General features: G+C 67.5%; 20 protein-coding genes. 9 read left to right on the forward strand and 11 right to left on the reverse strand.

Annotated features, from left to right (window positions below; all coding sequences use genetic code 11):
* A complete protein-coding gene (locus tag ACLQ3I_RS04230) occupies positions 1-546 on the forward strand; it encodes a ferritin (RefSeq protein WP_425793063.1) in 546 nt (181 codons plus the stop codon).
* An 81-nt stretch (positions 547-627) separates the two neighbouring features.
* Here ACLQ3I_RS04230 and ACLQ3I_RS04235 read toward each other — a convergent pair whose 3' ends face one another.
* The gene (locus tag ACLQ3I_RS04235; protein WP_425800186.1) at positions 628-1617 is read right to left on the reverse strand and encodes a DUF5926 family protein; all 990 of its coding nucleotides are present in this window, start codon (positions 1615-1617) and stop codon (positions 628-630) included.
* 447 nt (positions 1618-2064) lie between these two features.
* On the opposite strand from ACLQ3I_RS04235, the gene ACLQ3I_RS04240 reads away from it, so the two are divergent.
* Both ACLQ3I_RS04240 and ACLQ3I_RS04245 read left to right on the forward strand, forming a co-directional pair.
* Positions 2065-2340 carry a hypothetical protein gene (locus ACLQ3I_RS04240; protein WP_425800187.1) on the forward strand — a complete coding sequence of 92 codons (276 nt, stop codon included), beginning with the start codon at positions 2065-2067 and terminating at the stop codon, positions 2338-2340.
* A 60-nt stretch (positions 2341-2400) separates the two neighbouring features.
* A complete protein-coding gene (locus ACLQ3I_RS04245; protein ID WP_425800188.1) occupies positions 2401-2640 on the forward strand; it encodes a hypothetical protein in 240 nt (79 codons plus the stop codon).
* 27 nt (positions 2641-2667) lie between these two features.
* Here the strand turns inward: ACLQ3I_RS04245 and ACLQ3I_RS04250 are convergent, their stop codons facing one another.
* The 4 genes from ACLQ3I_RS04250 to ACLQ3I_RS04265 all read right to left on the reverse strand — a co-directional run bounded on the left by ACLQ3I_RS04250 (position 2668) and on the right by ACLQ3I_RS04265 (position 6104).
* On the reverse strand, positions 2668-3474 hold the full coding sequence (locus tag ACLQ3I_RS04250) for a glycerophosphodiester phosphodiesterase (RefSeq protein ID WP_425793067.1): 807 nt from the start codon (positions 3472-3474) through the stop codon (positions 2668-2670).
* Positions 3456-4412, reverse strand: coding sequence for a DUF4328 domain-containing protein (locus ACLQ3I_RS04255; protein ID WP_425800189.1), 957 nt, complete (start codon positions 4410-4412; stop codon positions 3456-3458). The genes ACLQ3I_RS04250 and ACLQ3I_RS04255 overlap by 19 nt, the downstream gene beginning before the upstream one ends.
* An 83-nt stretch (positions 4413-4495) precedes the next feature.
* Positions 4496-4831 carry a rhodanese-like domain-containing protein gene (locus ACLQ3I_RS04260; RefSeq protein WP_425800720.1) on the reverse strand — a complete coding sequence of 112 codons (336 nt, stop codon included), beginning with the start codon at positions 4829-4831 and terminating at the stop codon, positions 4496-4498.
* Positions 4832-5255: 424 nt separating this feature from the next.
* Positions 5256-6104, reverse strand: a complete 849-nt coding sequence (locus ACLQ3I_RS04265) for a S49 family peptidase (protein WP_425793069.1) — start codon at positions 6102-6104, stop codon at positions 5256-5258.
* Positions 6105-6176: 72 nt separating this feature from the next.
* Here ACLQ3I_RS04265 and ACLQ3I_RS04270 point away from each other — a divergent pair, with 72 nt between their 5' ends.
* A complete protein-coding gene (locus ACLQ3I_RS04270) occupies positions 6177-6929 on the forward strand; it encodes a VOC family protein (RefSeq protein WP_425793070.1) in 753 nt (250 codons plus the stop codon).
* A gap of 1 nt (position 6930) precedes the next feature.
* Here the strand turns inward: ACLQ3I_RS04270 and ACLQ3I_RS04275 are convergent, their stop codons facing one another.
* Both ACLQ3I_RS04275 and msrA read right to left on the reverse strand, forming a co-directional pair.
* The gene (locus ACLQ3I_RS04275; RefSeq protein WP_425800190.1) at positions 6931-8001 is read right to left on the reverse strand and encodes a winged helix DNA-binding domain-containing protein; all 1071 of its coding nucleotides are present in this window, start codon (positions 7999-8001) and stop codon (positions 6931-6933) included.
* A gap of 3 nt (positions 8002-8004) precedes the next feature.
* Positions 8005-8709: a peptide-methionine (S)-S-oxide reductase MsrA gene (msrA, locus tag ACLQ3I_RS04280; protein ID WP_425800191.1), complete on the reverse strand. Its 705-nt coding sequence runs from the start codon at positions 8707-8709 to the stop codon at positions 8005-8007.
* Positions 8710-8876: 167 nt separating this feature from the next.
* On the opposite strand from msrA, the gene ACLQ3I_RS04285 reads away from it, so the two are divergent.
* Complete coding sequence (locus ACLQ3I_RS04285; protein WP_425800192.1) at positions 8877-9029, forward strand: hypothetical protein; 153 nt, start codon at positions 8877-8879, stop codon at positions 9027-9029.
* Positions 9030-9212: 183 nt separating this feature from the next.
* Positions 9213-9842, forward strand: a complete 630-nt coding sequence (locus ACLQ3I_RS04290; RefSeq protein WP_164309992.1) for a superoxide dismutase — start codon at positions 9213-9215, stop codon at positions 9840-9842.
* Here ACLQ3I_RS04290 and ACLQ3I_RS04295 read toward each other — a convergent pair.
* Genes ACLQ3I_RS04295 through ACLQ3I_RS04305 form a run of 3 tightly spaced genes read right to left on the reverse strand, consistent with a single transcriptional unit; the run spans position 9826 to position 12946 of the window.
* On the reverse strand, positions 9826-10179 hold the full coding sequence (locus tag ACLQ3I_RS04295; RefSeq protein ID WP_425800722.1) for an alanine-zipper protein: 354 nt from the start codon (positions 10177-10179) through the stop codon (positions 9826-9828). The two genes, ACLQ3I_RS04290 and ACLQ3I_RS04295, sit on opposite strands and share 17 nt — an antisense overlap.
* Positions 10143-10892 (reverse strand): energy-coupling factor transporter transmembrane component T family protein, encoded by a 750-nt coding sequence (locus ACLQ3I_RS04300; protein ID WP_425800193.1) that lies wholly within the window; start codon positions 10890-10892, stop codon positions 10143-10145. The genes ACLQ3I_RS04295 and ACLQ3I_RS04300 overlap by 37 nt, the downstream gene beginning before the upstream one ends.
* Positions 10889-12946, reverse strand: a complete 2058-nt coding sequence (locus ACLQ3I_RS04305; RefSeq protein ID WP_425800724.1) for an ABC transporter ATP-binding protein — start codon at positions 12944-12946, stop codon at positions 10889-10891. The genes ACLQ3I_RS04300 and ACLQ3I_RS04305 overlap by 4 nt, the downstream gene beginning before the upstream one ends.
* A gap of 264 nt (positions 12947-13210) precedes the next feature.
* On the opposite strand from ACLQ3I_RS04305, the gene ACLQ3I_RS04310 reads away from it, so the two are divergent.
* The 3 genes from ACLQ3I_RS04310 (at position 13211) to ACLQ3I_RS04320 (ending at position 15427) form a co-directional block, all read left to right on the forward strand.
* Positions 13211-13735, forward strand: a complete 525-nt coding sequence (locus ACLQ3I_RS04310) for a peptidase (RefSeq protein ID WP_425800194.1) — start codon at positions 13211-13213, stop codon at positions 13733-13735.
* A gap of 114 nt (positions 13736-13849) precedes the next feature.
* Positions 13850-14587: a TMEM165/GDT1 family protein gene (locus ACLQ3I_RS04315; protein ID WP_425800195.1), complete on the forward strand. Its 738-nt coding sequence runs from the start codon at positions 13850-13852 to the stop codon at positions 14585-14587.
* Between the two features lie 78 nt (positions 14588-14665).
* Positions 14666-15427, forward strand: a complete 762-nt coding sequence (locus ACLQ3I_RS04320; protein WP_425793076.1) for an SDR family NAD(P)-dependent oxidoreductase — start codon at positions 14666-14668, stop codon at positions 15425-15427.
* A 22-nt stretch (positions 15428-15449) separates the two neighbouring features.
* Here the strand turns inward: ACLQ3I_RS04320 and ACLQ3I_RS04325 are convergent, their stop codons facing one another.
* Complete coding sequence (locus ACLQ3I_RS04325; RefSeq protein WP_425800196.1) at positions 15450-16529, reverse strand: MAB_1171c family putative transporter; 1080 nt, start codon at positions 16527-16529, stop codon at positions 15450-15452.
* Position 16530 lies beyond the last annotated feature (1 nt).

The following is a 16530-nucleotide window of genomic DNA, read 5'->3' on the forward strand; positions in this document are numbered from 1 at the left end:
ATGACAGCCACCACGGACGAGACCGTCTTCCACAAGCTGCTGCATGACCAGATCGGCAACGAGTTCGCCGCCGCACAGCAGTACACCGCGGTCGCCATCTACTACGACAGCCACGACATGCCGCAGCTGGCGAAGCACTTCTATGCCCAGTCGGTCGAAGAGCGCAACCACGCGATGATGATCGTGCAGTACTTCCTCGATCGCGACATCGATGTGGAGATCCCCGCCGTCTCGGCTCCCCGCAACGACTTCGCCGACTACCGGGCACCGATCGAACTGGCCCTGACACAGGAGAAGACCGTCACCGAGCAGATCGTCGATCTGGCCCGGGCCGCCCGCGACAACGGCGACTACCTCGGCGAGCAGTTCATGCAGTGGTTCCTCGCCGAGCAGGTCGAGGAGGTCGCCACGATGACCACCCTGCAGACGATCGCCGAACGCGCACAGGGCAATCTGTTCGACCTGGAGAATTTCGTCGAGCGCGAGGTCAATGGCGCGCCTGCTTCCGCGACGCCTGCCCCTGCTGCCGCAGGCGGCAATCTGTAAGAACGCGCGTGGCCCGTTTCACATGCTCAGCGCGTTTCACATCATTCAGCCCGTTTCACATACTCGACGCGTTTCACATACTCAGCGCAGTGTGACCTGCCGACCGCGAATACCATCGCGCGAACGGAGTTCGGCGGTGCTGAGATCGCCGGTCTGGGCCATCGCCTCGGTGAGGCATTCGTCGAACCGGTCCAGGCCGGGGTACCACTCCTCATGGTGGAGCTCGTTGTCCAGATCGAACACCGGCACCAGCAGCCCGTGGGTGCGGAACGATCCGGCGAAACGCGAACCCTCGCCGAGGGTCAGGCGATCCGCGGCATGCAGCCGGGCCAGCGCGGTCATCAGGTCGTCCTCGTCCTCCGGTCGCACCCACCTCAGATGGGCGCGCTCGCCGGCGTCGACCCACCAGGGTGCGCCGACACCGCTCTTCGGGTTCAGACGCGCGGTCGGCATGATCGAGTCGTTGGCCCGCTGGAACATGTCCGCGATCTCCGGCGGCACATCGGTTCCCGCCGGGAACCACCACGAGAAGTCGTCGTAGACGACCAGTTCCAGCTGCGCATCCACGTCGAGCAACTGGGTCAGTGACCGCGAGGTGCCGGCGGGCGCGTACTCCGCATCCGGCTCGGCGTGGGCTGCCCACTCGATGGCTTCGGCCAGCGATCCGGTCAGGTCGGCGGGCTCCGGGTCGGTCTGCATCGCGACGAGGCCCTCGGGCCCGTTCGTCGCGTCGCGGACCAGCGCCGGCACCGCGCCGGGCAGGATCGTCGCGAGTCGAACCTCGTTCCGAATACCCTTCGGCCGTTGCGATTTCGCCGAAGGGGCGGAATCGTCGGGCAGCGCCGACGTCAGTTCGGGTTCGGCCGGTCCGGGTTCGACGAGCGCGAGATCGGCGATGGCCGAGGCCACGAACGCGCGCAACGCCACGAGGTCGCACTCGGCCGCCAGTCCCGCAAAGGGCCTGGGCGGCGGTGCCATCGCGGCGAGCTGCCGCTCCTTGCGGGCGGCCACCCGCTCGGCCCGATTACTGCCCGGACGCGGTCCGCTGCCCCGCTTGCTCTTCTTCGCCATGCGTCCACCTTCTCATGAGGCGACACCGCCGAGCCGAGGGTGGCGGCCCGCCGCGTGGCCGGATCGGGCACCCGGCCTGCTCAGACTGGTCGGGTATGGGCGTGAACGATCGAACCCATGGCGGCATCTCGGTGAGCGAACGCCGGGATCACCGTCGCGGCCGATTTCTCGACGCAGGCCTGGCGCTTTTCGGGGAGGACGGCCACCAGAACGCCTCCGTGTCGGCGCGCGCCCTGCGCCTCCACAACCTCAGTGACGTCCTCGTCCGATTTCTGCTCGCGCTCACCTGGAGTTCACCGGAGCCGTATCGCTGCGCCCACCACCATGAGGCGGTATTTTATTATCGTGAACGAAGTTCACCTGTGTGGTTGCGCGAATCAGAGGAGGACACATGCTGCATCACGACGTGGCCGGTACCGCCCGCGGTACGGAGGAGGTCGGACAGACATGGCTCTTCTGAAGAAGAAGCGTGAGGCCGAGCCCGAGGCGGAGTCGGCCACCGAGACCGCACCGAGCGAGCCGGAGATCGTCATCGGCACCACGGTCTCGGCCACTCTCGACGACGGTACCGTCGTGGAGGCTGTCGTGGTCGACGACTTCGGTGAACAGACCGAGGCCTCACTGACCCACATCGGGTCTCGACCGATCCGTGCCAAGCGCTGGGCCATCAAATCGGCCACCGGCGAGTTGGCCTTCACCGACACCATCGAACCGCGCCACTAGCCGATAGGCGAGCGCACTTCCCAAGTGCGACATGGCGAATTGTCAGGGGAGGGCAATCCGTTGGTCAGTAGTTCTGCCGAGATCTTCACGTCCGAGGACCATGCGCGGATCACCGCCGCAGCGCGAGTACGCAGGCACGTCGCATTCGATGAGGTTGCGGCGCTGCGTACTCCGGGTCCGGCGTGGTCGTCGTATCTCGATGCTCTCGGACTGCCCGATCTGGCCGACCGCGCTCGAGCCAGGCTGCCCGCCGACATCGCCGACTTCGCGGCGCGCTCACGCGACATCGGGACACGATGAGATCCGCCGCATCCCCCAGCCCGGGACTCAGTCGACGGTGACCAGCCAGTCACGCACCTTCGCAGGACGATTGGTCGCGAGCCAGCGAACGCCGAGATCCGCGCAGAGCTGGACGTCGACCTGCTCGTCGACAGTCCAGCAGTAGGTGACCCGACCGGCCGCGGCGGCCCGGTCCACCAGATCCGGGTTCAGCCGCAGGGTTTCCACGGACGGCCCGATGCCGGTGGCACCCACCGCCGTCGCGGCACTGCCGCCGAGCAGGCGGGCGGTGTCCCCGAGCAGGATCGTCGGCAACATCGGGGCGTGCCGGCGAATCCGCCACACCCCGGCCGACGAGAACGAGATGACCACCGCGCGACTGTGATCCGCCGACGGCGGCGTGCCCACACCGAACTCGTGGAGCAGCGCCAGCAACTTCTGCTCCACCAGGCTGCCGTAGCGGACCGGATGCTTGGTCTCGATGAACAGCCGCACCGGCCGTCGCCAATCCAGCGTCAGGGAGAGCAGTTCTCGCAGGGTGAGCACCGACGCCTTGTCGCCTGCCGGATGCCAACTGCCGAAATCCAGATCGCGTAGTTCCGCCAGCGACATCTCGCTGACCACACCGGTTCCGTCGGAGGTCCGGTCGACGGTGCGGTCGTGGACGCAGACGAGCTCCTGGTCACTGGTCAGCCGGACGTCGCATTCGAGGCCGTCGGCTCCCTGACTCAGGGCCAGCTCGTAGGCCGCCAGGGTGTGCTCGGGGAGCGCCTCCGAGGCGCCACGGTGGGCCACCACGGCGGGCTTGCCGGATCGGGAGATCTGCTCGACACCCGTCATGCGACCGCCACCCATCGTCGCGACGGTAGCGGCTCGTCCTGGGGTGCACCGAAGATCGCCATCAGGCGGGTGCCGAGCCACCAGGCGAACACGCCGGACACCGCCGAGCTGATCACCACCGCCGCCAGTCCGTTGGCAGAGGTCTGGATCGAGCCCGATGCCGTCGCGACGACGCGAGTGATCACCGCGATCAGTGCGAGGACGTTGACGATCGCCCAGGCCACCCACAGCTTGGTGAGCCGGCGCCGTGTGCGCTCGGGCTCGAGATCGTCGCGCATCCGGGCGACCTCGTGCAGCAGGACCGCCGCTCCAGCCACGTTGACCAACGGTCCGGCCGCGAGCAGTGCGATCTGCCACCTCGGTCGCGGGTCGCGGAGATCGTGCCGGCGATAGGCATCGTCGCGCAGGGCGGTGATCCACCTCGTGAAGACGACGGTGGCATAGACGAACACCCCGAATGCCACCAGTCCGCCGAAGATCGCCAGGAATGCCGATGCCCGGTCCGTCCAGCCGGCGACCGGCACGGACCGGTTCACCACCAGGAGGATGTAGCGGAGCAGATGGACGACCGCGGCCAGCCCGAGCGCACCGGCAAGGAGCCGCAGTGCATGCAGGAGGACCGCCGTCAGCGCCTCCAGCGGATTGTGACCGTCGCCGCCGGCCTCGACCGGGACATCACGCAGGCCCCATCGCGGGACGTAGACGTATCGCGGGATCGGCCGCGGACCGGGTGCGACCATCGGGCGCCGGGCCGGGATGGCCTCCGGCGGCCGGCGGGCGACCCAACGGACATGCCTGCTCCGGTAGAGCCGACTGCTGCGCGGGCCGCTCGAGGGTTGACCCGGAGCCGACGGCGCCGCCGGCCGGGCCTGGATCTCACGATGGGATGCCGTCGGGCCGTGCGGCGTTTGCGCCGGGCCCGCCCGGTCGCCGATCACATCACTGTCGACCACGCGCAGCGGTCCGCCACAACGCGGGCAGCGTTCGCGCCCCGGACGATGCGGTGCCTGGATACGGCACTGCGGACACAGGTCGATCATTTCGACCCGGTACTCCCCGCCTCGACCGGCTTCTCGTTCTCGACCCACGCGAGCATGCCGCCGCGGACACAGCTGCCCTCGTAGCCGAGTTGTGCGAGATACTGCAGGACGCGCATCGATCGTCCGCTCGAATGACACACCACCAGGAGATCGGCGTCGAGGTTGATCTCGTCGATGCGGGCCGGCACATCGCCCAGCGGGATGTGTACCGCACCCCGGACATGACCCGCCGCCCACTCATCGTCCTCGCGGACGTCGAGCAGGACCCGGTCCGCCTCGTCGGTGAAATCGTCCGGCAGCTCCGTGACCGGCACCTGCCGGATGTCGCCCATGCTCACGAATCCATGGTGGCACAGCCGCCCGGGCCGCGGCGCGCCCTGTGCACAACCACTTCGGCCGTACTCCCGAATTGACACGGCCGTCGGCAGGTGAACAACACTATGCCGACCTACATATAACTATCCACATGCCGGTTTGCACGTCCGGCGTGAGGTGTGCATCGACCACCATAAAGCTGTGGATGAGACTGTGGAAACTGTGGACAACCAGGCCACATGCCGCACCGATCTGTGACCGTTACCACACCCGTTGTGATAGGGGTCACGGATCTGGTTGCGCAACGGTTGAGACTATTCGACAACGTGCAGACCCACGTCACAGTCAAAGGTTCTTCACGATAACCGCTTTCCCTGTGGATAACTTGGGGAAAGTTGGGGAGAAATCGGCGTGACCGGCTGAGCATGAACCCTCGATCCGTCACTGCAGACGCGTGGCGAGCGCCCGATCGACGGCGCTGACCGTCCCCGCGACCACGCTCTCCATCAATTGGTTCACACTGACCTGCCCGCCCACCAGGCGGGCGACAAGGGGTTTCGGTGCCTCGATCATGGTGATCTCGGCATCCGGATAGCGCTCGGCGATGACCGACCGCATGACGCCGATCCCGTCGACGAGTCCGACCTGCACTGCGCGGCTGCCGACCCAGATGTCGCCGCTGAACAATTGGTCGTCGGGAGCACTGAGCCGCTTGCCGCGCCGCTGCCGGACCCACGCGATGAAGGCCTCGTGCAATTGGGCCTGCAACGCCCTGAGCCACTCCACATCCTCGGGCCGCTCCGGCGAGAAGGTGTCCAACCGGGCCTTGTTGTCGCCGGTCGTGTACAGCCTGCGCTGTACACCGAAACGCGTCAGCACATCGGAGAGACCGAACCCAGACGACACCACCCCGATGGACCCGATCATCGAGGTGTGCGCAGCGAAGATCTCGTCGGCGGCACAGGCGATCCAGTAGCCACCCGACGCTGCGACGTCCTCGCAGAACGCGATGACCGGGACGCCCTTCTCCGCGGACAGCTGGCGGATTCGTTCGGCGATGTACTCCGACTGGGCGGGCGAGCCGCCCGGCGAATTGATGACGATCACGACAGCCTTCACGTGTTCGGTGCCGAAGGCGCGCTTGAGGACAGACTCGACATTGTCCGCGGTCAGCCCGGAACGGCCGAGACCGCCGATGCCGATCGGACCGTCGAGCCGGACCACGGCCACCCGGTCCGCTCGCGACCGCGCCACCCGTTTGGCCACCTTGTCCCACGGTCCACGACTCATGTGCCGAGTGTAGTGCCACGGGTCAGGTGTCATCGGGCACGCCGACGGCCGCCACGACATTAGACTCTCGGCGTGGAGATCCGATGGCTCACCGCATTCCTGGACTTTCCGGCGGAGCAGTTCGGCGCCGAGGTCACGTTCTGGCGCGCGATTGCCGGCAGCACCGTGTCGCCGCCGCGCGGCGAACACCGCGAGTTCGCCTCGTTGGAGCCGTTCAACGGAGATCCCCATCTCCGTGTGCAACGGATCGACGCCGGACCCGGCGGAATCCATCTCGACCTCCACGTCGACGACCCGCGATCGGCGACGTCCGAGGCGATCGCCCTGGGTGCCACCGTGGTTCGCGACCACGCCGGGCCCGCGTACATGTCGTTGGCCTCGCCCGCAGGCTTTGTGTTCTGCCTGGTCGAATGGCAGGGCGAGTCCGAGCGCTCGCGGCCGATCCGATGGCCGGGCGACACGATCAGCATCATCGACCAGGTGTGCATCGACATCCCACGCGAACTCCACGAGCGCGAGGTCGAGTTCTGGACCCGGTTCACCGGCATGCCCACCGAGCCGACCATCCGTCCCGAATTTCTCCGCCTGCGTCGCGACCACGACCTGGCTGTCGGCATCCTGTTGCAACGCAACGGGCCAGATGACACCGCGACGTCAGCCGGCGGGCATCTCGACCTGGCCGCCACCGCGGTCGAGGACGAGGTCGCGCGGCACGAGGACTGGGGCGCACGCGTCGTCGAAGAGTTCCCGACCTGGACGGTGATGTCCGATCCCGTGGGCAGGCGATACTGCATCACGAGCCGCAACCCGCGCACCGGCGAGTGATTCAGGCTCGCGTATCGCAGAACTGTTGCAGTCGTTGACGTTCGACTTCGAGTTCGGCACGGCCACGACGCGGGAGGTCGATCATCATGTCCGCGACCACGCGGTCGTCCTCCACCCGCCATGAGCCGGCGAGACGGCCGTCGACGAGCACGAAACCCGGGTATCGGCCGTTCGCGGTGAGGAGGCTCCGATAGCGGTCGTCGTCGGCGATCCGACGTCGATCTGCTTGCGCCACAATCACGTTGTCGTACGGAGCAATGAACCGGACCGGCGCGGGAACGTCCTCGTCCACGATGTCGAGACCGTCGAGGTCGAACAGTTGCTCTCCGTCCGGACCGGTGCGGATCACGAGTTCCCAATCGGCTTCCATCGCGTCGAGCAGCGGTCGCAGCCTGGTACGCCCGCACCAGGTCTGGATCCCCTGCACCGTCGCGGGACCGAATCCCCGGAGATAGAGCCGGATGAGGTCCTTACGGGCCTCGTCGTCGACGACCGCCGGTTCGCCGGGCCCGACCCAGTCGTCGAAGAGCTGATAGGTGGGCGCCGCGGAGCCCCGCCAGAGTCCGCGGGGTGGCACCTGGACCAGCGGCAACCCACACCTCGCGACCGCGACCAGCGTCGACGGGTCGTCGTCGGGGTGCCGTTGTGCCAGTTCACGACCCAGGGCCGCCCCGGACATCTCCCGGCCCGCCAGCAGTTCGGCCGCCTCGGCGAGCACGTCGGCGGCGGCGGTGCCGGCGAGACGTCGCTCATGGATCGCGACCTCGGTGTCCAGCAACGGTTGCGCGATCGGCCGGATCCATCGTGCGTCCGCGGCGTCGATCAGGAAGACCGTCGATCGCAGCAGCGCCATCCGGACGACCTCCCGATCGGTCAGCAGACCGTCGAGTTCCGCGGGATCGAAATCGTTGATACGCGACCACAAACCGAAGAACGGCGCCTTGGGTTCCTGGGCCTGGAGGCCGACGCAACGGTCGAGCACCTCGATGGCGTCCTCATCGACGCGGTCGAGCAGATGCTGGCGCTGCAGCAGCGTCCGGTTCCACTGACCCGGACTGATCTCGTCGGCCACCGATCAGGCGGCCGGGTAGTGCAGGCCCGTGGCCGCGTGGCACCGATAGCCGTGCGGATTCTTCGCGAGGTACTGCTGGTGGTAGTCCTCGGCATAGTAGAAGCGGCCGTCGCCGGCCTCGGCGAGCGGCTTGATCTCCGTGGCGATCGGGTCCAGTCCGGCATCGGCCAGCACCGTGCCGAACTTCTCGGCAGTGGACCGGGCGACCTCGGCATCGGACTCCGACACCGTGTAGATCGCCGACCGGTACTGCGTCCCGACGTCGTTGCCCTGCCGCATCTCCTGAGTGGGATCGTGGCTCTCCCAGAAGATCTTCAGCACGCCCTCGAAATCGATCACCGACGGATCGAACACCACCAGAACCGATTCGGTGTGCCCGGTGCGGGCGGTACAGACCTCCTCGTAGGAGGGATTCGACGTGTACCCGCCTGCGTAGCCGACGGCGGTCGTGTAGACCCCCGGTACTTGCCAGAAGATCTCCTCGATACCCCAGAAACATCCGCCCGCGAGGACCACGGCCGAGAGCCCGTCGCCGAACTCGCCGATCCCGTTCCCGTCCGGGTCGGTCGCTCCCTTCATCGGATGCCTCAGGAGAAGGTGATCGGCCGCGACCGGCACCGCCGCGTCGCGGCCGGGCAGCGCCTGATCGGCGGGTACGAGATGACGCTTGTGCGATTGCCCGGAAAGTAGCTGGTCAAGCCATGACATGCCCCGATCCTACGCCCGCGGCCGACACCGTCGGGGTTGATGTATGCCCGACGGTCTGCCTACTATGACGCGACCATTGGGTGTGTGACCACAGTCACTCTGGGTCACCACTGCCGGTCCGGCCCCGCGGCAAATGCAGCCGCGACCAGCGACGACGAAGGGTTTCGATGGCAACGCACGCGAGCACGGACCTCCGTCGAGCGATGAGCCCTCGCGCCGCGGCGCCGCGAGCGACGTACGACGTCCGCTCCGCGTGTTTCGGTACGGCCGCGAGCATCGCCGGGCTGATCGCGTTGCTCGTCCTCCTGATCGTCATCTGACCAGGCGGTCCGACGCCGATCTCGGCGAGGAGAACTTCAACCGCACTTGAAGTGGATTCCGCCGCAATGTTTGCAATCCCCCATGCTGTGGGTAAGGGTGGAAGTACCCGCGTGACCGACGTCAGACGTCGCAGCTTTTCACGCGCGCAGTGAGAAACGCACAGCACCTCAGAGAGGAAAATCGTGGCTGAATACACCTTGCCGGATCTCCCGTACGACTACGCGGCACTGGAGCCGCACATCTCCGGCAGGATCATGGAGCTCCATCACGACAAGCACCATGCCACCTATGTGAAGGGCGCAAACGACACCCTCGAGAAGCTGGCCGCGGCCCGCGACGACGAGACCATCGCCGGCAAGGTCTACGGACTCTCGGCAACCCTGTCGTTCCACCTCGGTGGCCACACCAACCACTCGATCTTCTGGAAGAACCTGTCCCCCAACGGTGGTGACAAGCCCGAAGGTGATCTCGCCGCGGCGATCGACGATCAGTTCGGCAGCTTCGACAAGTTCAAGGCGCACTTCACCGCCGCCGCCACCACCCTGCAGGGCAGCGGCTGGGCCATCCTCGGCTACGACACCATCGGCAAGAATCTGGTGATCCTGCAGCTGACCGACCAGAGCGGCAACATCCCCGCGGCGATCATCCCGGTCGTCATGCTCGACATGTGGGAGCACGCCTTCTACCTCGACTACCAGAACGTCAAGCCGGATTACGTGAAGGCGTGGTGGAACGTGGTCAACTGGGCCGACGCGGCCGAGCGCTTCGCGACGGCAAGCAAGCAGGGCGCAGGACTCATCGTCCCCGCCTGATCGCCCTGACTCGATCGACCTCGACGGCGGTCACCCACAATCGGGTGGCCGCCGTCGTCGTCTGCCGAGCGGGCACAGTCGTCCGTCGAGCGGGCACAGACCTTCGTCGATCGGGCACAGAAACTCGCCCACTGTGCGCAGAATCCCGCCCACTGTGCGCATCGACCGGTCGTCGCGCACGATCGGCACGAAAGTGCGCACGGTCGGCGGGATTTCGCGCACGATCGGCACGAAACTGCGCACGGTCGGCGGGATTTCGCGCACGATCGACACAAAAGTGCGCACGGTCGGCGGGTCGGGTCAGAGCAGGATCGTCGCGACGATTGCGCCGGCACAGGCGATTCCGACGACGACGAGCACCACGGCATCACGGAGTCCCGGTCGCGACGGATACGCGGTGAGACGCCCGGTACCGCCGCGGGCGGTGATCGCCTCCGCCATCTCCGCACTGCGCCGCAGCGCGCTCGACAACGCGGCCGTGATCATGTCCACCACACCCATCTCCGCGGCCGGGTGACCACTGCGCGCCGGGGCGGACGGGCGTAGCCGGTGGGCGGCCCGCAGCATCCGCAACTCCTCGATGAGCAGCGGCAGACCGCGCAGGCACAACGCGATCGCGACGGCCCATTCGTCGACCGGAAGGCGCAGAATCCGCAGCGGCCGCATCAATGTCGCGATCGCAGGTGCCACCTCGGCCATTGCCGTCGTCCAGATCACCAGGATCGAACTCGCCACCAGGACGAGTCCCAACGTGACGGCCCGCAGATAGACCACCAGCGCCGACGGCCCGAACGTCAGGTTGAGCGCGCCGCCCACGATGATCAGACCCCAGAACCACCACGGCGGACGGGGAATCGCGCCGAGCGGGATGCCCGCGATGATCGCCGTCAGGAGCACCACTACGGCGACCAACCCGAGCGCAGGCCACGACGGCAACACCCAGGTCATCACGCCAAGCGCCATCACGACGATCAGCTTGGTACCCGCCCAGAGGCGGTGGATCAGCGAATCACCCGGCACCTGCCGGAGCGGAACTGTCTGTACGCTCATTCGGCCACCTCCGGTGATGCGGACTGAAAGTTCGGTGTCCCGAGCGTCTTCGACGGTTCGGACAACGTGGCCAGCGTGCCGTCGGTCAGCTGGACCCGACGGTTCACCACCGCGTCGAGGTCGGTCAGATCGTGGGAGATGATCACGATGGTCAGTCCGTCGGCCCGTAGCCGCGCGAGCATCGCGACGATCTCGGTGCGGGCGTAGGGGTCCACACCGGCGAGCGGTTCGTCGAGGATGAGGACCTTGGGCCGCCGCGCGACCAGTCCGGCGAGCACCACGCGGCGCATCTGACCGCCGCTGAGCGAATCGATCCGCCGGGCCGCCATCTCGCGGGGCAGTCCGACCGACTCGAGCACGCGCGCGACCTCCGCGGTGCCGACCTCGATGCCACCCGCGGCCATGATCTCGTCGCCGACGGTCTGTTTCTGCAATTGCAGGCGGGCGTGCTGGAAGGCCAGCGCGACGTCACCGACCTGACCGGTCACCGGTTTGCCGCGCAGATCGGCCGTGCCGGCCGTCGGCCCGATGAGCCCGGCCATGATCCACGCAAGTGTCGTCTTGCCCGAACCGTTTCCGCCGACCACCAACACGCCGTCGCCCCGGCACACGGTGAGGGACACGTCGTGCAGCGCCTTCACCTGCCATGGGGAACCCCGCAGATAGGTGTGGCCGACGCTGTCGAGCACCAGCAGCGGTTCGCCGGTGGCCGCGCCGGGTACGGCGTCGAGCCCGGTCAGCACCACCGGCTCCTCGACCGAGCCGGGCCGTGGAACCCACTGTGGCGGATGATCGATGACCCGTCCGAGGTGCAGGTGGACCACCCGGTCGGCGGCCGCGGCCTCCGCGCCACGGTGGGTGATGAGCACGACCGTCATCCCGCGACGGGACGGCAGGTCGGCGAGGAGCGCGAGAAGTTCGTCGCGGCCGGTGGGATCGACCATCGAGGTCACCTCGTCGGCGATGAGCAGCGCCGGCTCGCGCGCGAGCGCCGCGGCGACGGCCAGGCGCTGCTGCTGACCACCAGACAGATCTGATGTCTCACGCGCCCCCAGCCCGGCGAGTCCGACCTCGGCCAGCAGCGCTTCCACATCGACGTCCACACCGGGCGGCAGCCCCCACACCACGTCGTCGGCGACACGCGAACCGAGCATCTGGGTCTCCGGACGCTGCAGCACCATCGCGGTACCCCCGTGACGCCCGAGCCCCGCCGCACCGGGCCGGGTGACCGAACCCGACGTCGGTGCCCGACCGGCCAGGATCTTCGCCAGCGTCGACTTGCCGGAACCGTTGGCGCCGACCACCGCGACGAACTCGCCCGGCGTCAACGTCACATGCACGTCGTCGAGGACCTGCGGCATCTCCGGTCCGTATCGGAAGCCAACGCCCGACAACGTGAGCGGTAGCGGACCGACCGGTGCGTCGCCGTCGGCGACATCGCCTGCGTCGAGCGTGTCCTCGCTCGGGACGTCCGCGAGTCGGCCGACGACTCCACCGAGCAGCCACCACGCCACCGCGAGGGAGAGCGCGGTGCCCAGGGCACCCGACACCCACATCCAGATCCACCACTGGTCGACCATGCTGTTGCCGAGCGACTCGACCGTGTCGGCGAGCCCGGACAGGGCGGGGAAGTTGTCGAGCAGCTTCACCAGTCCGCCGATGGTGTTGCCGAGCGCCTCGAGAGCCAGTTTCCGCAATGGCACCAGGACCAGCAGCACGAGCACCGAGAGACCCCCGATGATCGGTGATGCGATCAGGCTCGCCATCGTGATCGTCCCGAGGCCGCGGCCGCGGCGTTTCGTGTCGCCGACGATGCCGCCGACGAGGGCGGAGCCCAGGACGGTCGCGGCGGCGCCGGTGCCCGCCATCGCGAAGCTCACCCCGGTGGCCGCCACCGAGGCCGCTATCAGCGCCCGGGGACGGGTGCGCGCGGCTACCAGCGCCAACGGAACCGGGGCCAGCAATCCGACCGCGGTCGCCAGGGGCACCACGGAGGCGACCACGATCGCCGCGACGGTCAGCCCACCGAAGATGGCGACTGACGCCATCTCCATGGGACGCAGCGGGGCGGAATTTCTCACCCATCCAGTGTGCCTGGTCCCGCAGGCGCGCCGGTGTCACGGCGGACACATCGGCCGCAGAGCGCCGACTCTGACCCCGCTTCCCGGGCTGTCGGCGGACTACGGCGTGTAAAAGAACCGTCACAACCCTCGTGTTCGAGTTGTCTGCGAGGCATCCCGGGTGGATATTTCTTCCACAGGATCTCCGCTCTCGGGTCTGAGTCCGGAGTTCCGCCCTGTGGACGAGGGAGACCAGCGATGACGACATCCATCCCGATCGGCCTCACGCCGTTTCACTTCGAGGGAGCGCTCAACGGCATCCTGATCTCGGGCCGGTGGCCCGAATCCACGCTCGAATGGACGCAGACACTCGTCGCCTCCGTACGCATCGCCTGTCGCCCCGGTTTTCTGCCGACCACCACCATCTTCGGGGTCGTCGAGGAACGGCCCGACGATGCGGAGGCCGATGCCGTCGGGATGATGGTCGCGGTCGGCAACGTGATCGACGACAGTTTCGTGGAAGCGGGCCGATTCCTCAGCAATCCGCCCGCTCTGGTCATGCTGCATCCCCCGTCGCAGACCCGGCCGTCGCTGCCCGAGTGTTCGGAGGTCGCGTCGGGGTGCGTGTTGCTGCCGGGGCTGCCCGAACTCGGACTCGAACACCGGGCCGGTTGGGCCGAGGCCGAGGCCGACGGGACGGTTGTCACTCTGCGTAACCAAGTTGGTATCGATCCCAACTCCGACCCCGACACCGCGGTGCTCGCCATGCTGCTGGCGGCCTGACCTGCATCGAATGAGTTAGGGTCCCCAAAATTTTAGTTTTGTGCGTCCTACCTGCGGAAATACGGCTCGGCAATCTGTTGCGATGCCGACTGAGGCAACACTAACCTGGCCCTTATGATTGCTGCCCTGTTGCTGAGCTTCGGCGTGATCTTCGTCGCCGAGCTCGGCGACAAGTCGCAGCTGATGGCCATGACCTACGCCCTTCGCTATCGCTGGTGGGTCGTCCTGCTCGCGATCACCTTCGCCACCGCGGCGGTCCATGCCGTGTCGGTGTTCTTCGGGCACTTCCTGGGCGTGTCGATCCCCTCGGACGTGATGTCGATCCTCGCGGGTCTCGCGATGCTCGTCTTCGGTCTCTGGACACTGCGCGGCGACCACCTCGACGACGACGAGTCGACCAAGGCCGACCGGGTCGGGAAATCGGTGCTCTTCGCGGTCATGTCGTCGTTCTTCCTCGCCGAGCTCGGCGACAAGACGATGCTCGCGACGATCACCCTGTCGACCAACAACGACTGGCTCGGTGTGTGGATCGGGTCGACGATCGGTATGGTCGCCGCCGATGCGCTCGCCATCGCGATCGGCGCACTCCTCGGCAAGCATCTGCCGGAACGGACCATCGCCCGCGCCGCCGCCGTCCTGTTCTTCGGCTTCGCCGCGTGGTTGCTGTGGGAGGGACTCTCCGACGCCGGTACGGTCACCGTGATCGCCACCCTCAGCGCCGTCGTGGTGCTGCTCGGCATCGGTGCGGTCTACCTCCGGCATCTGCGCCGATCCGCGCCCGCCGACCCGCCCGGCAGCGACGTCGTCGCGCCCGACAACCAGAACGGGGTCTCCCGAACGAACGTTCGGTGATTCCGAGAAGTGTGGTCCGTCCCCCACCGCGCGCTGTCTATTGTGATCGGTGACACCGACACCTCGAAAGGATCGCTCATGGACGTAGCCGGATCATCGGTACTGGTCACCGGCGCGGCATCGGGGCTCGGCGCGGCAACGGCCGCGCGCTTCGCCGATGCGGGCGCGCAGGTATTCGGACTCGATCTCCAACCCGCCATCGACAAGGCCGGGGCCGTGGGTGGGGTGACCCTGCTGGCCGCCGACGTCACCAGCGAGATCGACGTGCGGGCCGCGATCGAGACCCTCGCCGACACGGCTCCTCCGCTGCGCGTCACGGTCAACTGTGCCGGCGTCGGCTGGGCCGCGCGCATCCTCGGCAAGGACGGACCGCACGATCTGAGCCTCTTCCAGAAGATCATCAACATCAACCTGGTCGGCACGTTCAACGTCATGCGTCTGGCCGCCGAACAGATGGCCACCGAGCCGACCGTCGACCACGATGGTCAGCGCGGCGTCATCATCAACACCGCATCCGTCGCCGCGTTCGAGGGGCAGATCGGCCAGATCGCGTATGCCGCGTCCAAGGGTGGCGTGCATGCGATGACCATCTCGGCGGCCCGCGATCTCGCGCGGGCCGGGATTCGCGTGTGCACCATCGCACCCGGCACCATCAAGACGCCGATGCTGGCGGGCGTCACACCCGAGTTCCAGCAGACGCTGGCCGGGGCCATCCCGTTCCCGCAGCGACTCGGTGAGCCCGAGGAGTACGCACAGCTCGCCCAGGTGATCGTCGAGCACAACTACCTCAACGGCGAGACCATCCGCATGGATGGCGCCATCAGGATGGCGCCACGCTGATCGTCGCGGTCCGGCTCGGCCGCTAGGCCGACTGCGCGGCGACCGCCCTCGACAACCTCAACAGGGGTTCCGCGTCGGCATCGATGTCCGGCCCGCCGGGCACCACCTCACGTACAGCGCCCCGGGGCCGTCCGGCGACCTCGTACTCCTCGACCGCCGCCCAGAGCATGTCCACTCGGGCGTCGTCGTCGACCACGTCGAAATCCTCGGTGAGAAATGGGCTCAGCTGGGTGAGCGCATCGCGCGTCTCCACCACGCGGCGATGGAACACCATCGACGCCGACGGCGATCCGGGCGTCGGCAGGACCACCTCGGGCACCGGCCCGGTCACCATCTCCCAGAGCGGGATCAGGTCGTCGGCGGCGCGTCGGTGGCGACGACGCACCGTGATCGAATGCCAGCGCGACCGCAGCATGGGGAAGCTGATGCCGATCAGGAAGGCGACCACGCCGATGATCGAGCACACCCGACTGACGTCCAACAACCACGGCAGCCGGACGACATCGCCCGCCGAGCCGATGACGAAGACGATCTGGAGCACCGTACTCGCGGTGAGGAAGACGAGGCCGACGAGCAAGAGGCCCAACGAGATCCGCAGGTAGCCAGCCGCGATCACGATGACCGTGCCGACGCTCCGCACGCAGGCGACGAACCCGTACGTGAGGTACCCGCTGGCGATCAGCATGAACAGGGCGAACGCGACGTTGCGAACCGTCCATTCGGAGACCTGCTCGGTGCGGAGGTCGGTGGGTATGACGAGCATCGTCACCTGCAGACCGACGAGCGCCACCACCAGCGGGATGGCCTCGATGCCGGCCCGGCGCTCTCGGGTGGTGGACCGACCGGGATAGAAGAAGACGACGATCAGCGCGGCGACGCCGACGGCGAGCAACGCGTAGAAGAGAACACGGTCGGCGCCGGTGAACGTCAGCGTGTCGATCGCATCCGTGACGTCGTCGCCGGAGACCACGAAGGCCATGGTCAAGGCCGCGATGGCCACCGTCATGGCGACGGCCTGCAGGCCACCGCCCTCGCGTCGGATCTGTTCGAGGCGCCAGCACAATGCAGCCGCGAAGAGGAGTGCGGCAATCGCGTTGACCACG

Origin of the sequence: Gordonia sp. DT101 (assembly GCF_049844895.1) — a bacterium.
Taxonomy (GTDB): domain Bacteria; phylum Actinomycetota; class Actinomycetes; order Mycobacteriales; family Mycobacteriaceae; genus Gordonia.

What these genes read in the sequence shown, in the direction of transcription:
- ACLQ3I_RS04230 (WP_425793063.1), top strand. Translation starts at nt 1, where the DNA reads ATGACAGCCACCACGGACGAGACCGTCTTCCACAAGCTGCTGCATGAC.
- ACLQ3I_RS04235 (WP_425800186.1), bottom strand. Translation starts at nt 1,617, where the DNA reads ATGGCGAAGAAGAGCAAGCGGGGCAGCGGACCGCGTCCGGGCAGTAAT.
- ACLQ3I_RS04240 (WP_425800187.1), top strand. Translation starts at nt 2,065, where the DNA reads ATGGCTCTTCTGAAGAAGAAGCGTGAGGCCGAGCCCGAGGCGGAGTCG.
- ACLQ3I_RS04250 (WP_425793067.1), bottom strand. Translation starts at nt 3,474, where the DNA reads ATGGGTGGCGGTCGCATGACGGGTGTCGAGCAGATCTCCCGATCCGGC.
- ACLQ3I_RS04260 (WP_425800720.1), bottom strand. Translation starts at nt 4,831, where the DNA reads ATGGGCGACATCCGGCAGGTGCCGGTCACGGAGCTGCCGGACGATTTC.
- ACLQ3I_RS04265 (WP_425793069.1), bottom strand. Translation starts at nt 6,104, where the DNA reads ATGAGTCGTGGACCGTGGGACAAGGTGGCCAAACGGGTGGCGCGGTCG.
- msrA (WP_425800191.1), bottom strand. Translation starts at nt 8,709, where the DNA reads ATGTCATGGCTTGACCAGCTACTTTCCGGGCAATCGCACAAGCGTCAT.
- ACLQ3I_RS04285 (WP_425800192.1), top strand. Translation starts at nt 8,877, where the DNA reads ATGGCAACGCACGCGAGCACGGACCTCCGTCGAGCGATGAGCCCTCGC.
- ACLQ3I_RS04300 (WP_425800193.1), bottom strand. Translation starts at nt 10,892, where the DNA reads ATGAGCGTACAGACAGTTCCGCTCCGGCAGGTGCCGGGTGATTCGCTG.
- ACLQ3I_RS04305 (WP_425800724.1), bottom strand. Translation starts at nt 12,946, where the DNA reads ATGGAGATGGCGTCAGTCGCCATCTTCGGTGGGCTGACCGTCGCGGCG.
- ACLQ3I_RS04310 (WP_425800194.1), top strand. Translation starts at nt 13,211, where the DNA reads ATGACGACATCCATCCCGATCGGCCTCACGCCGTTTCACTTCGAGGGA.
- ACLQ3I_RS04315 (WP_425800195.1), top strand. Translation starts at nt 13,850, where the DNA reads ATGATTGCTGCCCTGTTGCTGAGCTTCGGCGTGATCTTCGTCGCCGAG.
- ACLQ3I_RS04320 (WP_425793076.1), top strand. Translation starts at nt 14,666, where the DNA reads ATGGACGTAGCCGGATCATCGGTACTGGTCACCGGCGCGGCATCGGGG.